The following is a 15,569-nucleotide window of genomic DNA, read 5'->3' on the forward strand; positions in this document are numbered from 1 at the left end:
CTGGAGGCGCGTCCCGGAGTCGAACCGAGGTAGGCGGATTTGCAATCCGCAGCATGGCCACTCTGCCAACGCGCCTTACTCCTTAATACCATTGCAGATATTAAATTGGAGCGGGAAACGAGACTCGAACTCGCGACCCCGACCTTGGCAAGGTCGTGCTCTACCAACTGAGCTATTCCCGCGCCCTTAAGTATCACATCAGAACTTGCTGATTTGGCTACTTTATCTTTTGACACAGCCTGTCGTCATCAGATGGTGTGCATTCTACTTACCTGACGAAGTGAGTCAATAGAATTATTAAAACATTTCGTTCGTTTGATGCTTTTTCCGGCGTATCGTTCACGGTTCCAGCAAATCGGCCTTAGAGGCTTTCAGATATTGAAACATTGACCAGAATGTTAATACCGCGGCGATATAAAGCAAAACGAAGCTCAGAACTTCAATAATGTTATTCGGCCGCCAAAGTAAGCCAATCAGCGCCAACATTTGGGCCGACGTTTTTACTTTAGCCACCCAAGATACCGCCACGCTGCTTCGTTTACCTATTTCAGCCATCCACTCTCTTAACGCGGAAATAATAATCTCACGAGCAATCATGGTTGCTGCCGGTAGTGAAATCCACCAAACGTGGTAATACTCACAAACCAGTACTAATGCAGTCGCAACCATAACCTTATCGGCAACGGGGTCAAGAAAGGCACCAAACCGGGTGGTTTGCTTCCATTTACGCGCAAGAAAACCGTCAAACCAATCGGTGATTGCTGCGACAACAAAGATGCCGGCGCAAACCATTGGAGCCCATAAGTATTGAGACGGTAGATAAAAAGCCACAACAAAAAATGGAATCAGTATGAGACGAAAAAGCGTAAGCAAGGTCGGTATATTAAGTTGCATAGTGCCCAGATGCCCTATTGCTGTCTAAAATCAAAAGACGTAGGTATATGTTGCTACATCGCCTTCATTGTTTCAATGCATTGTGTATCTTTTCTGCTAAAGATTGCGAAATTCCCGGTATTTTTGCTAGCTCATCGACCGTAGCGTTCAAAAGTGGCTGTAATCCGCCCATATATTTGAGTAATGCCTGACGCCGTTTTGGCCCGACGCCTTCAATATGTTCTAGCGCGCTGGTATTTCTCACTTTAGCCCGGCGCTGGCGGTGGCCGGATATCGCATGGTTATGAGAATCATCGCGAATATGCTGGATCACATGTAGCGCAGGAGAATCAGGCGGTAACGCAACGCCCTCGCCTTCAGCCTTAAAAAATAGGGTTTCAAGCCCGGCTTTACGATCGGTACCTTTTGCAATACCAATCAGCCGCGGTTTGGTTTTATCCCAATCGACGTTTAACTCATTGAATACATCAATGGCCTGACCAAGCTGGCCTTTACCACCATCAATAAAAATAACGTCTGGAATTTTTTCACTTGTTAACGCTTTACCATACCGACGCCTTAGTACCTGAGCCATCGCGGCGTAGTCATCACCGGGGGTAATTCCGGTAATATTATAACGACGATATTCAGAACGCAGCGGACCATTACTGTCAAAAACCACGCATGAAGCAACGGTCTCCTCTCCCATGGTATGGCTAATATCAAAGCATTCCATGCGGTTAATTTGGGCCAATTTTAGAACATCGGCCAATGAGGCCAAACGCTGATGAATAGTCGACTGTTGAGACAGCTTAGTCTTTAACGCAATAGTGGCGTTGGTTCTGGCTAACTTTAAGTAGCGGGCACGATCGCCTCTTGGCTTACTCTGAATCTGAATTTTTCTGCCGGCAACCTCAGTCAAGGTATCTTCCAGTGCGTTTCTGTCCGGTAAAGAGAAATCGAGTAAAATCTCGCCGGGTAACGATCTTGACTGACTGCCTTGTAAATAGAACTGCCCAACAAAGGTTTGAACCACTTCATCTAGTTCAGTACCTTTGGGTATCTTAGGATAATAGCTTCGGCTACCCAGCACTTTCCCCTGTCGAAGAAAAAGAACGTGCATACAGGCCATGCCTGACTCATAAGCAACGCCGATAACATCGAGGTCATCGCTATCGCCTGAAACAAACTGCCGCTCAGTCACGCGTCGAATAGCCTGAATTTGATCGCGAATACGCGCAGCTTCCTCAAAGTTTAAAACCTGGCTGGCCTTTTCCATGCCAGCAATTAATTGATTTAAAACCTGTTGATCTTTGCCTTCAAGAAATAGCCTAACGTAATTGACCTGCTTCTGATATTCCTCATCACTAACAAGCCCGACTACGCACGGCCCTAGGCATCGGCCAATCTGATACTGCAAACAGGGTCTGGAACGGTTTTTATAGACGCTATCTTCACACTGCCTGATGGGAAATAGTTTTTGCAGCAATGCCAGCGTTTCTCTTACCGCACCTGAATTAGGAAAAGGACCAAAATACTCGCCTTTTGCATGCTTCGCGCCACGGTGTATTTTTAACCGGGGATGCGCATCTGAGCTGAGGAAAATTAGGGGGTAGGACTTATCGTCGCGAAGTAGAACATTATAACGAGGCTGATATTGTTTAATGTAGTTATGTTCAAGCAGCAACGCTTCTGTTTCCGTATGGGTAACGGTAACATCGACGTTCATGATGCTTTTAACCAAAGCTTCGGTTTTACGGCTGGCAACGTTTAGACGAAAATAGCTGGAAAGCCGCTTTTTGAGGTCTTTTGCCTTTCCTACATATATAACAACGCCAGAGGCGTCGTACATACGATAAACCCCTGGCTCATGCGTAACGTATTTTAGAAAAGCTTGGCTATTAAAACGTTCAGTCACTATTTAGCAATTTATCTGAAGTCACAATGCCATGACGAATTGCAAGGTGCGTCAACTCAACGTCTCCACTAATGTTCAGCTTACTGAACATCCGATAGCGATAACTATTGACGGTCTTAGGGCTAAGATTCAACGTTTCAGCGATCTCATTAACCTTAAGCCCTTTGGTAATCATCATCATAATCTGCAATTCACGTTCAGAAAGGCTGGATAACGGCGTATCCGTTTCCGGCTCTAGCTGACTTAACGCCATTTGCCGGGCAATATCTGCCCCGATATAACGCTGACCAGAAGCAATTGCCCTGATGGCGCTGATAACCTCTTGCGGTGCAGCACCTTTACTTAAATAGCCGGAAGCTCCTGCCTGCATGACTTTTGCGGGCAACGGGTTTTCGGTATGAATAGTCAACATGATGACTTTTATATCTGTTGAATAACGTAAAATTTTACGAGTTGCTTCTAAACCACCAATGCCCGGCATATTCATGTCCATAAGGACAATGTCCACGCTGTTGGCTCGACACCATTTAACGGCATCTTCACCACATTGAGCTTCGCCAACGACTTTTATTCCCTTGACATCTTCCAGAATGCGTCGAATCCCTGCGCGCACCAATTCGTGGTCATCAACAAGAAGAACGCTTATCAAAAGAAAGTCTCCAAATAGTAGTAATAGGCATAGCAATATTTTTAATCACAAGATGGATCATTATAAAGCGATCAACAAACATATTGATAATACTTATCTTTTTTAATGAAATCACTTTGTATATAAAAAGAGCAACTTCGGTAAATGGGGGATATGTCTATAAACAACAATCCAGACATAATAGCACTCAGGTTTACATATCTTTAAGCTAAACTCAATGAAAAGATGTAATAACGATCATCATTTTACCCAAATTATATCGGCATTAGCACAACCCGTCTGAAACAATTATCTAATACATTAATAATATTGGTAGATTGTCTCAGTTTATCTTCTTTTAAGATGCTGATATGAAAATTTAATAGGGTAAGAAATATTTGCTCTCAACGGCCAATGCCGCTTAACGTTGTACTTTCTGCCAACCGGTTCCCAAAAGTTTCCGATCTGCAATTCTCTGCAATAAATGGTTATTATCGACTATCACCCATTATTTATTACCAAAAAGAGTTGGTGACTTATTGTTTAATCCAGAAATCATTAGAAAACAACAATAAATAATCAGAGAAAATTATGACCGCTACTGTGGGTTTTTCTCAAGCCGCAACGATAATATTTTTCCGTTGCCCCGCCCTGTTAGCTATCAGGGCCCTTCCCCGCTTCAATAATTCATCTCGATAAAGATAACTTATTTGCGGCCCTGCCCAAGTTTTATCAAATATTATCACCGCAATGCCAAACGCTGCAGTCGTCACTTCTTGGCGTTTATTTGCCGCAACAAACCACTTGGGCAAAACAAAAGGGACTCTTCCTCGAATAAAAGCAATGTGATCGGCTTTTTCTCCCGGCCACCACACTTCAGAGGTCGCAACTTTTACCAGATAAACATAGCGCCCACCAATTTCTCGCTGAGCAATGGTATGACGCATAATATGGGCCATACCGGTAATATAATGCCCCTGATATTGCTTTACTCTTGAGTATGGTGGGTTAGCGAATGCCCCTCCACCAAGTTGCTCTAGCCTTAACGCCCACTCTTGATTCAGTGCATTATCAGACTCAGTATAAAAGTGCGGACACTTGCTATTCTCACCGTCACTAAATAAATCGAGAACCAATGGGCCATACAGATCGTTAATAGCGAGAAATAGCGCCTCTGGCGTGCACCACTGATCGCCGACATCTTTTAATAAATGTTTCGGTTTAGATCTTAAATAATTAATCTTTTGTAAATATTCTGTATTAGAAAAATCAATCATTGCCTGCCCCCCTAACGCGTTGGATACCAGTCGGTAATACCAAATCGATTCGATACTTTTTATCATTACTTTGCTCATTTAGAACAAAAGTATCTATAGAAAGCAGCACTTCCCTTAATCTGACCTTGATAGCCGTTTAAACATAATGCTATTTGAACTCATTATAGTGCACTCTTGAATTTCAACAGCCATTAGCCATTAAAAATTTAACAGATCATATCTATATGATTAATCCCATAGCTCAAATATTCATCAATTACATTTATAAGCTCATCAGAAAAAACGGAATTAGTTATTTTACAAATACCAATTTGATGCAAATTAATAACATTACTCAGCATTATATTTTTAACTTCAACTTATTAATAACATATTATAATATTATGATCGAATGACCATTCGCAGAACGGGATTGTAAAATAGCATTAATAATCATCCAGATAAAGAACGCCAAGGCATTTATTTTTGGCAACGCATAAATGAAAATTTTAATAGTAAAATGTTTCACCCATGTTATAAATAGTTACAATATTAATAATAAAATAAAGTTACTATATATCATATAAGAGCTAGCTATTTGATAGCTGATTTACTACAACTCACCGTATAAAAGAGTTAGCCCATCAATATACCCATACATAAATTATGGTATTTATATAAAATATCACCAGCACTCTAGCTAAGCAAGTTAACCGCCCGAAGTAATATTTAATTTATAAAAATACGGCTTATACGATATTTCTAGCCATCTTCAGATAATAATTATGCACATCTACATTATTGTGCCATTTTTTCATCACGACACAGGCTCGTCCCAAAAATGCACTTTTCCACCGATTAATCGCGATCATAGCAGTGAAATAAAAAGAATGTTTTTAAGACCAAAATCTCAACACCAAACGAATTTAACGACAAAAATACCCTATTGTTTTGTAATTATTAACAAAAATGGCTTGAGTGAATGAATTATTTTCAGCAAAGCCAGCTAGATTTCCACTGTTAAAACTAGTGTTTTTACCAGCTTGTTTTACATGTCAAATTTCAGAGATAATTAATCTAACGTTTCATCAATTGGAATTGACTGGTTTTGGTTTGCCGTGAAACATACTCCACACTATTTGGTTTCACGGCTATTTTTTTGTCTATTTTTCATACTAACTATCCTTCATCAATAGATATCATATCTAGCGCAAACGAATCTCTTTTTTTTTGATACAAAAAACCACTCGGTCTCCCGAATGGCTTGTCGCTATTTGTTAGTTCCTCAATCGGGGAGCCAGAAGCTGATTACGAATCGACTGAGCAAGCTCGTCTAAAGAAGGCTGTTCCGGATGGGTGTCGTCCTCTTCGCCTGCCAGCTGAATCTCTGCCAGATAAGTATGAACCGGCCGCCCCTCTTCGTCTTCCATTACAACATGATACCAAGGCGAGTCTCTCAGATTATCATTTGCAGCAACCTCATCAGTCGCGGGCTGCTCAAGGGAATACTCGGCATCAATATCAATAATGACGCCTAAATTGCCAAGTAGCTTATGCCTGACCTGTTGCCCTATAGAAAATTTACTGGTAATCATTGTAGCCTCCTCGATATGCAGGTGCCGCCTTTCCTTAAATATGAGGGGTTGTTGGTGAATTTCAAGTAAAAAGAGGCAATATTCGCAATCTTGACCGGAATTTACATTCAATGCTCAAATACATTTCACGGGTTTAGGCAAGCCAGCAATCTTTGTTGCTTGCTTCGCGGGGCCTTTGACAAACAACCGATACAAATAGCGGCTATTGCCCCTTTCTTCACCATACTTTTGCGCCATGGCTTTCACTAACATACGGATAGCGGGAGAAGTATTAAATTCCTGATAAAAACCCCGAACAAAGCGAATAACCTCCCAGTGGGCCTCCGTCAGCTCGATTCCCTCCTGCTGTGCTAAAACAACCGCCAGCGGCTCACTCCAGTCATTACTGTTAGTCAGGTACCCTTGGGCATCGGTTTCAATCATGCGCCCCTCAAACTCAACCATATACCCTCAATATCAATCGCCGTTTTGGATATTGTATCTCAATTTTTATTCCGAGTGGTTACCGGATTATTTACAATAACCTGATACCCAATGATGAAGAAATCATCAAAAATCAACATTTCTGGTGTTTTTTCAGCCGAACGATCAAATTAGCTGAATTAACCCCTTTACAAGGTACCTCAAGCTGTTCTATATTTCACGCCGTTGCGGAGGAGTGGCCGAGCGGCTGAAGGCAACGGTCTTGAAAACCGTCGATGGGTAACCATCCGTGAGTTCGAATCTCACCTCCTCCGCCAATAAATTCAACGGGTTAGCTTAGGCTAGCCCGTTTTGCTATGTGCCACTTAGTATATTGTTGGTATATGCAATTAGTATATTTATTCTTTCCCCCTCCTCTTGTTGAGATTGCTGAGCTGAGTTCTGACCAAAGCTATCAGCATGCGTAACGACCAACAGTCACCCGGTTTCAACAGATAACTGCCAGTCGAAATAGCAATAACAAATGCTTAATAATTTATTCTCGAATGTAAAACTCAGCCGTTCATTGTGGTTGGATTATTAGAACAAGACTCAGCGTAATGGCTGCTTTTCGCTACCTTAGAATCCTTTGTTTCAGGCTTGCTAATATCATAGATATACTTAATCTGGAACGTTCTTACACAGTAAGTACAATAATATCGCTGCATTTTTGTTGACTTACCGCTGCCATGTTTACGAACATATTCTACATTCCCGCAATACCTACATGGAATATTCTTCATTTTCATTTTATTCGTTCCTTTTATTTAATAAATTTCAATTATTAATTACATAAGACAAAGAATTGATAATTACAAAAGTAAACCATAAGCATTCGATGCTATTAGTCTTGACAAACGCCTTTATTAATTCAGGATCCTCATTACTTATTGCGATAATCGGAAATGGTATAAATCGATTATAGTAACGGTTATCACACGAAACCAAGCTTAATATTAAAACTCAAACTTTATAGATTTTAATTTTAATAAAATCAGCACGTCAAGATAAAACCCCAATAAATCATGTGAATTATTTAATTAATTTCATAATCAGTAACACAAAATGATGATAATTCACTAACAGGAGCCATCTAATTAAAATTATTGTATAAAGTTAAAAAGGTGAGACCCCTCTCTAATTAAAATATTATTGGTAGTTATTAGCCTAGCCACGAGCTGATTATATAACGCTACGATCCTGTATCTTTAATGTAGAAATTACATCGTTACGAATTAATCACAGAGCACGAAAACGATCGCTCTTCAACGGCCGAGCAAAGAGATGTCACGGTCTCATTGACGTAATTAACCATAATGAACTGGCCGTGCTCACAGCTTATATTGTTCTCTCTGATAACCGTCTCGATCTCTTTTTCAAGCGTTCCTTTGGCATATTCAGATATTGAATAAAATATATATATCGGACACGTTGTGGCCACAAACAAAAATGAATGTTTTTGATTCTCTTTTTTTCCTAATGTGAAAAAGAGAGAAGCAGCGATTAGCCCGCCCAAAACAGCAGCTAAGCTAACGATATAAAAAAGCTTACGTGATTTTTTAGCCTGCTTTTCCCGATTGGCAGTATTGTGATTCGCGTCATGCTGTACCACGCTCAGATCTGGCTTTTGACTACTAACAACTAACTCATTTCTATCATGCGTTTCAGATAAAACCGTTCTGGTCAGGCCATCAAGTTCTTTATCAATCGATATTGATAGCTCCTTTACGCCTTCAACCCGAGGCGTTTTTCCATCATTATCAAGCAGCATAACGGGGATTTCTTCACTAAATTTGAATCCTATTTTGGGCACGGTGATAATCACCTTATCCGACAGACCAAAGGAAATAAGGGCCTTTCTTAGCTGGCTAATATAATGATTAAGATTACTGTTTGAAGAGACTAATCCATGATTGTCCCATACGTTCTGAAACAGAGTATCCCGGGAAACCGTTTGACCATAGTTACACAGCAATTCATACAGCAACCGATTTGATGAATTAGATAATATCGTAGCCGATAGTTCATCTTGCTGCATAACCAGCGTTCTATCTTCTGTATTAAATATAATATTATTATTGATGACATATAACATAATAATCTCATTTGCATATCATATTTCATTAGGAGTTTATTTACCCTTAATGGAAACTTTGAAGAAATTAGTTTTTACAGTTTATATATGTAATAACCCACTATTTAATAAGAACGTTAAGCTGTATTTTTAAGACAAAATCATAAACAAAACCATCCTCATCAATAATTTTAATTATATTATCAAAAGCCAAAGAATAAACATTAATGCATAAAATGGCCAACTACAGATGAAAACACTACAAAGACTACGTGCTTTATACTTTCACCCCAAATTTAAGGTTTAAATTATATTTACACACCAAACAAACAAGTGGGTTATCATATTAATCAACCGTAACACCAAAAAGAACATAGTCCCCAGACTACTGTTATCACTTAGGCTGATTCTAAATAACGCTGAAATAATAATGCTACAAAGGAAGACAAAATGAGCGATAACTTAAGACGACCACTATAAATTTATAAAAAATAGAAAAGCCAGCCTAAATAACATTAGCTGGCGGAGTACAAATAAAATGAGCATACGTGCAGAGCTGTTGGTTAACTATGTCTACGCGATTGGAGAAACGCACTGAAATTCTTTTTATTACCGTCAAAAATGATATTTCCTGAGTTAAGCATAATAATCCGGTCAACTAAGGCAATCAAATTGGCCCTGTCGGTAACAATTAACATGCCCTCACCTTCTGAGGCTCGTTTCTTTAATTGCTCGATTAGAACCGCTTCAGATGCGGGATCTAAATGAGCGCTTGGGTTATCTAATATACAAAACTTTCTTTGCGACAATAGCAGACGCGCAAGGGCTAATTGCTGCTTCTGTAAAGCGGTTAACGGTATTGGCAGACTCTGCCATTGAGTTTCTAGCCCTTGATTAAGAAAGGGCAGCAAGCCGTTTAGATAAACCATTTTCAGAATATCAACGATATCTTCTAGTTTATCGGGCATGGGGTTATTCAGTGAAAGGTATTCATATAGTGTATCGCCAATCACTTCGCTATCCTGCCAAGAATAGTAAACGCTGTTACGCACTGCATTCACGTTACCGGACGAAAGCAATAACCCATTCCAGGTGATATGCCCGCCGTTCGGGGCCAAAATGCCAAGCAGAAGCTTTAACACGGTAGTTTTACCTGCCCCCGCGCCGCCAACGATGGCAACCTTTTCTCCGGGCTCAATTTTAAAACTCAGCTGACTGAGACAGGGTAAAGCGGCATGATAGCTAAAGTCTAGCTGTGCAACACCCCAGCCGCTTTGAGGGCCGTGATAGCCCATCAGCTCGGTATCTTTTCCTTTATATTGCTGTTTTAACAGTTGGTTTGTCTCGGCCATTGACTGGCGCATGCGCTGTAAAATGGGCAATAAGTGCATCAGGGAAAAAATAGGCTGGCCTAAACGCCCGGCAATAATAATGGTGGCAAATAGCCCGGCGGGCGACATTCCGCCACTCTGAACCAGATAAAATGCGCCAATTACCGCCAGTACCGTTTGTAGGTTCATCAATGCCATCAGCGCAGCGCTGCATCGGCTTTGGGCAATAAAGCGGGCCTGTTCAGACCGTTGAGCTTTTTCATTCGCACAAAGGAAACGCAATGATGCATTCTTATAGGCAACGGTAGCCTGATAGTTTTCCAGCGAACCGGTGGAAAAAGGAACCTGTGCATGAATAGTGGGAATATTCTCACTTTCCATATGAAAAACCACTACCCGAGCAATAGCGCAAACAAAGATAAATAGCGGAACCAGCACCAGCCACCCGGCGATAGCGGCAATGACGATAAAATAAATAATGCAGAAAACCAAATCCAGAGCTGAGCTGGAAAATAGCCCTAAACACTGCATGCGAAAGCGATTCCAGCTATTCATCGCTTCCAGAACGCCTCTTCCCCAGCGGTTATTCTGGTCAGGCGAGACGCGAATCAGATCCCTGATCAGACCCGGCTCGAGCCGTTGCTGCATTGCCGTTAGAAAGTGACAGCCCGTTTTAACCCTTTCCATGCGAAAAACATATTCCACCAGCAGCGCTAACACCACAACCGCCGAAAGCGTCCATAGCGAAGCATCCGCATGGCCGGGAATAACCCGGTCATAAATGGCGTTTAAATAGAGAGGCATGACAATGGCTAGCAGGTTGATGACCAGCGTCGACCACAGTAAGCGGGTAACGACCTTACCTTCCTGTTCACCGAGTTTGAACAGAGAGCGCCAGTTCAGCGGATACGCTTGTTCCAGCGGAACCATGCGCCAGATCTGTTTATCCGGCAACGAGAGGCATTGACCATTGGCACCTTTTAGCTGCTGATTACCACCGGCTTTTGCCGTTTGCCATCCGTTAGTCGTGCACAACAGATAGATCGCGCCGTTTAATATTTGGTGCTCCGGGCTACAGGGTATTGCCTCAAGGTTCAGGCTCTTTTTTGCCAGTTCAAACCAGATTTCCGGTTCACAATCGGGCGACAATTTATCTGAATTTTGCTGCCATTCCCAACGCGCAATAGGAAGAGACAGCATATTGGCCGCCTGAGCCAGGCTATCGCGCAGCGTAAAACTATTCGCCGATAACCGGGCTGCGTGCTCACCCGATTCCCGTTCAATAAACTCAATGCTCATAAATACGTTTCTCTTCAGATACCCGCAGGCACATCTATATCCATGACCAGCTAAAGTTCTGCCCGCCGTGGCTCCATGTTTCATGGCTACTATCGCTGAAAGTCATGCTCCATCCGCTACCGTAGTGAATATTGACCGTATCTCCGGCATCGGTACTTAGGCCAATCGAAGCATTGGGAGAAGATCCATGAAACAAACCAGAAAGGTCGAGGTTAAGGGTGTCATTGCGCCCATCGGCAAAGTCCAGCCTTTCAATATTTGAGATATGGAAGCTACCGTCGCCAAGGGTAAACAGGCCACCACCGCCGGATTTCTTAATCGCATCGTTTCCGGCTCCGCCATCAAGGGTATATTGGTGGAGATCCAGACTATTGGCTATTTCAAAAATATCGTCTTTTGCAGAACCGGTAATTTTTGAAATAAAAATCAGCGTATCCAGGCTGCCGTAACCATCATGAACCTGACCGGTTGATAGCTTGGCCACGATACCGGCAGGTGAAAGGCTATAGTCAGCCGTTACAAAACCGTCGCCGCCGATTAAGGTATCGTTACCGCCCAGGCCGATAACCACGTCATCACCGCCGCCGCCATTCAGTACGTTACTGTCGCTGCTTCCTTTTAAGACATCGGCATATTGAGTACCAGTAACGTTTTCAAAGCTGCTCAGCAAATCCGTGCCGTTAGCCCCTTTGCTCGCCCTGTTGCTAGAAAGATCAACGTTAACCAACGCGTTTAACGGGCCGTAATCGATAATATCGGTACCGCTTTCACCGTATAGGGTGTCATTGCCACGGCTAGCGTATAAATAGTCATCGCCTGCCCCTAACCTGACGATGTTATTATCATTATTGCCATACACCCTGTCTTTATAGTTGGTTCCGACAACGTTGTTGATCCCAATGAGCTGGTCGTGCAGGCCATAGCCATCTTCAGTGGTGATACCGGCCCGCAGGTCAACGGTGACGCCTTTATTGGTGTTTACCGAAGCATAGTAAGCATAGGCCGAAGTATTGTTATTACCGTTTAACCTATCGTTTCCGTCACCGCCTTCAAGGTTTCCGCTACCGGATAGCACATCGTCGTATGACGACCCTCTGAGATGGCTAATGCCGTTTAGCATATCTTCACCGCCGAAACCGTTATCGCTGCTAAACCCCGGCCCAACGCCATTGTGGTTTAGATTAACGTTAACGCCGTGGAGCGCACCGATGTATTCAACCCAGTCAGCGCCGCCACCGCCGGTAATCACGTTATTGCCACCGTTCGGGCGGAAAACGTCATTTCCGGCGCCACCAACAAATTGATTATTGTCCGTTAAGTGGCCAACAAAATGGCTCCCGGGTCCAGCGCTAATGACCACCTTTTCAATACCACTGAGCTGCACGGTTCCCATACCATGGTTAGTCCCGTTACGCCCGACAGCGGTACCGGCATCCAGATTGACGGTTAGACTTCCAAGCATAGTGCCAAAATCTATGCTGTCGAAACCGCCTCCTCCATCAACAGAAGAGACCCCGGCAGCCACGCTAAAGGAATCATCCAGCGCGGTACCGACAAAACGATCGAATAGCATAAAGCTATCGGTTCCACCGGCTCTCTTGAGCGCCTGCCCCGTAGCCATATTCACGGTCACACCGTCGGTCAGCCGGCCGTAATCAAGGGTATTACTGCCCGCTCCTCCGTCAATAACGTCATCGCCTTTAGAACCGTATACCCGGTCATCCGCGGCTCTGGCACTGATGTTGTTATTATCATCATCGCCTTCTATCGAATCATTCCACGCCGAACCAATGAGGTCTTGAATGTTCGACAGTACATCATGGCCGCCGAATCCGTTCTGCAACGCCATACCCTGTTGCAAACTGACATCAATACCAACGCTGGCATTACCGTAGTCCAGCGTATTGATACCGCTACCGCCATCAACAACGTTATTGCTGCCAGCGCCCGAAATAATCAGGTCGTTACCGCCACCGGCATGAATAATCGCCCCCTCACCGCCAAGTTCAATACGGTCATCAAACCCAGAGCCGACAATGCCGGTAATTCGATTAAACTGGTCGATACCGCCAAACCCGTTTATATAGGCCCGGCTATCTTTCATGCTAATACTAGTACCGCTGAGCGCACTGCCGTAATCAACCGTATCAGTACCGCCACCGCCGATAAACGCATTGTAGCCATAGCCCGCGATAAACCGATCGTCACCCGCACCGCCGTCCAAAATGGCCCGACTGCGGGCGTTGCCGCCAACCATCAGTACATCGTTACCCGCCCCGGCATTGATGGAAGAGCTGCCATTAGCGCTAACGATCCGATCGTCAAAGCCTGAGCCGATAATGCCTTGAATATTGATTAAGGTATCCATTGCGCCAAAACCGTTGCTGACGCGATTAGTGGTTAAATCGGCCTGAATAGCTGAGGTTGAATTCACATAGCTGGCGGTATTAACGCCGCCACCGCCGTCAAGGATATTGTCGCCGCCCATACCGCTAAGAACGTCATCACCGGCCTCGCCGTATAGGGCGTTATTATTGCTATCCCCGACAATCAGATCGTTAAACTGGCTGCCGATCGCCTGCTGAATATTGCTGATGTGGTCAGCGCCGCCGTGACCATTATTTGATGCCTGATTCTGGCTCATATTAACGCTAACCCCGGCAGAGGCAGTTTGGTAACTCAGCGTATTCAGACCAGCCCCGCCGTCGAAAATATTATTGCCGCCGCTGTGGTGTAGGGTATCGTCGCCTGCGCCACCCTGTAGATGATTATCCTGACCGTTGCCGATCAACACGTCTGCGAATTCGGTACCAATAATGTGTTGAACGTTGGTGAGACCGTACTGGCCGCCGCCGGTAGCGGTACCGTTAAGTAAATCAATCGTTAACCCGGCGGTGGATTTGCTGAAATCAACGCGGTTGCTACCCGCTCCGCCGTTATAGCTATCGTTGCCCTTTCCAGCAAGAATCAGATCGTCGCCAAAACCGCCTATCACGCTAACATTGTTCGGGGTTGCCGCCAGTTGAATATGGCCATCGCTATTAATCAGTGACGTTGGGTTATCCACCACGTTAAACGCCATATTCTGCCGTTTAGCTTCACCGGATGCATCGGTGAAAGCGACGGTGACCGTAAAGCTATGGTACTGAGACTGAGGATAAATCAGCAGAACTTCGCCCGGAAGCAAACCGTATTGGTTGCCGCTTTCGCTACCGCCAACGATGGCCTGATAGCTGGCCGGTAATCCGGTTAGGCTCACCTGACCTACCGCCTCATCAAAACGAATAATCCGCGCCACAGTGCCCTCGGCAAAGCGCTCAGAATTTCGCGCATCGATAGTCCAGTTAGCGTTTTCCTGTGACAGGTCGGCAAGGGTTGGCTGATATTGATGGAGAATGCTACCGTCTGACCGTGCGCTGTCGCTACCGCTTCCAACCTGATAAACGTGGGTAGTGTCGTCACGCCATCCGCCAATTTGTAACAGTGTCACTTTTGGAAAAACGATGGTAGGCTCAACCGGTGACGGCGGTGTCGGGGTAATCGGCGTAGGAATGTCGCTGACCTGCGTATGTTCGACGGCCGGAGAACCCGCGCTCTTCTTCACCAGCACAATGGAGTCATCAATCGGCTTGAGCTTAACCAGTGCAGCCTGAACCGGCACCTCCAGCTCGGCATAGGTTGAATCGTCGGCCTGTTCAGTTTCGCCGCCCCCTTTGCTGTTAACCGTGATAATTTCTTCTACTACCACCTGTTTAACCACTACCTTTCCGTCCGGGTGTGCGGTCGGGCTGCGGCTCTCCGACGCTTTATCTCTTTCTGGTGAAACGTCCTGAATATTAGCCAGCGCCATGATCTCTTCTGAATCCAGCGTTTTGCCATCGCTGAACGTCAGCTTAAACAGCCCTGTATGCAATGAAGCCAGCTTAGCGCCCATGGTTAACGTCAATTGTTTACCGCTTGCCGTGGTAATAATGAGGTCCGGCCCGTTGATCAACAGCCGCACGTCATCTTTGTGCCAGGACAGCGGAATCGGGTTTTCCGCATAGGTGAAAGGCACCATAGACACCGGCGTATTTTCTGATAACGATAAATCATTACTCATCTTGGCACCCTCTTCTTTGTCTCATTCTTTA

The 15,569-nt window shown here is 44.2% G+C and carries 9 protein-coding genes and 3 tRNA genes; 1 reads left to right on the forward strand and 11 read right to left on the reverse strand.

All coding sequences use genetic code 11. The annotated features are described in order from the left end of the window. Position 1: 1 nt before the first annotated feature. The 8 genes from GVI43_RS00705 to tusE form a co-directional block, all read right to left on the reverse strand. Positions 2-75: transfer RNA gene (locus GVI43_RS00705), tRNA-Cys, on the reverse strand. A 31-nt stretch (positions 76-106) separates the two neighbouring features. Beyond that, positions 107-182, reverse strand: a tRNA-Gly gene (locus GVI43_RS00710). A gap of 157 nt (positions 183-339) precedes the next feature. Continuing rightward, the gene (pgsA, locus tag GVI43_RS00715) at positions 340-894 is read right to left on the reverse strand and encodes a CDP-diacylglycerol--glycerol-3-phosphate 3-phosphatidyltransferase (RefSeq protein WP_159564409.1); all 555 of its coding nucleotides are present in this window, start codon (positions 892-894) and stop codon (positions 340-342) included. 64 nt (positions 895-958) lie between these two features. Next, positions 959-2,791, reverse strand: coding sequence for an excinuclease ABC subunit UvrC (gene uvrC / locus GVI43_RS00720; protein WP_159564411.1), 1,833 nt, complete (start codon positions 2,789-2,791; stop codon positions 959-961). Continuing rightward, positions 2,784-3,440, reverse strand: a complete 657-nt coding sequence (uvrY, locus tag GVI43_RS00725; protein ID WP_159564413.1) for a UvrY/SirA/GacA family response regulator transcription factor — start codon at positions 3,438-3,440, stop codon at positions 2,784-2,786. The genes uvrC and uvrY overlap by 8 nt, the downstream gene beginning before the upstream one ends. 593 nt (positions 3,441-4,033) lie before the next feature. Beyond that, entirely contained in the window at positions 4,034-4,762 is a 729-nt protein-coding gene (locus tag GVI43_RS00730; protein ID WP_246201382.1) for a phage N-6-adenine-methyltransferase, read from the reverse strand. Positions 4,763-5,952: 1,190 nt separating this feature from the next. Continuing rightward, a complete protein-coding gene (gene hspQ, locus GVI43_RS00735) occupies positions 5,953-6,270 on the reverse strand; it encodes a heat shock protein HspQ (protein WP_159564415.1) in 318 nt (105 codons plus the stop codon). A 114-nt stretch (positions 6,271-6,384) separates the two neighbouring features. Beyond that, complete coding sequence (gene tusE / locus GVI43_RS00740) at positions 6,385-6,714, reverse strand: sulfurtransferase TusE (protein ID WP_159564417.1); 330 nt, start codon at positions 6,712-6,714, stop codon at positions 6,385-6,387. Between the two features lie 208 nt (positions 6,715-6,922). Here tusE and GVI43_RS00745 point away from each other — a divergent pair. After that, positions 6,923-7,010: transfer RNA gene (locus GVI43_RS00745), tRNA-Ser, on the forward strand. 950 nt (positions 7,011-7,960) lie between these two features. On the opposite strand, the gene GVI43_RS00750 is transcribed toward GVI43_RS00745, so the two are convergent. From GVI43_RS00750 to GVI43_RS00760, 3 genes are all read right to left on the reverse strand, one after another. Further along, on the reverse strand, positions 7,961-8,827 hold the full coding sequence (locus tag GVI43_RS00750) for a winged helix-turn-helix domain-containing protein (RefSeq protein ID WP_343032119.1): 867 nt from the start codon (positions 8,825-8,827) through the stop codon (positions 7,961-7,963). A 542-nt stretch (positions 8,828-9,369) separates the two neighbouring features. After that, positions 9,370-11,436 carry an ATP-binding cassette domain-containing protein gene (locus GVI43_RS00755; RefSeq protein WP_159564421.1) on the reverse strand — a complete coding sequence of 689 codons (2,067 nt, stop codon included), beginning with the start codon at positions 11,434-11,436 and terminating at the stop codon, positions 9,370-9,372. A gap of 34 nt (positions 11,437-11,470) precedes the next feature. Beyond that, entirely contained in the window at positions 11,471-15,538 is a 4,068-nt protein-coding gene (locus GVI43_RS00760) for a beta strand repeat-containing protein (protein WP_159564423.1), read from the reverse strand. Between the last annotated feature and the right edge of the window lie 31 nt (positions 15,539-15,569).

The organism is Budvicia diplopodorum, assembly GCF_009800925.1.
In the GTDB taxonomy this organism is placed as follows: Bacteria; Pseudomonadota; Gammaproteobacteria; order Enterobacterales; family Enterobacteriaceae; genus Budvicia; species Budvicia diplopodorum.

What these genes read in the sequence shown, in the direction of transcription:
- pgsA (WP_159564409.1), bottom strand. Translation starts at nt 894, where the DNA reads ATGCAACTTAATATACCGACCTTGCTTACGCTTTTTCGTCTCATACTG.
- GVI43_RS00730 (WP_246201382.1), bottom strand. Translation starts at nt 4,762, where the DNA reads ATGATAAAAAGTATCGAATCGATTTGGTATTACCGACTGGTATCCAAC.
- hspQ (WP_159564415.1), bottom strand. Translation starts at nt 6,270, where the DNA reads ATGATTACCAGTAAATTTTCTATAGGGCAACAGGTCAGGCATAAGCTA.
- tusE (WP_159564417.1), bottom strand. Translation starts at nt 6,714, where the DNA reads ATGGTTGAGTTTGAGGGGCGCATGATTGAAACCGATGCCCAAGGGTAC.
- GVI43_RS00750 (WP_343032119.1), bottom strand. Translation starts at nt 8,827, where the DNA reads ATGTTATATGTCATCAATAATAATATTATATTTAATACAGAAGATAGA.
- GVI43_RS00755 (WP_159564421.1), bottom strand. Translation starts at nt 11,436, where the DNA reads ATGAGCATTGAGTTTATTGAACGGGAATCGGGTGAGCACGCAGCCCGG.
- GVI43_RS00760 (WP_159564423.1), bottom strand. Translation starts at nt 15,538, where the DNA reads ATGAGTAATGATTTATCGTTATCAGAAAATACGCCGGTGTCTATGGTG.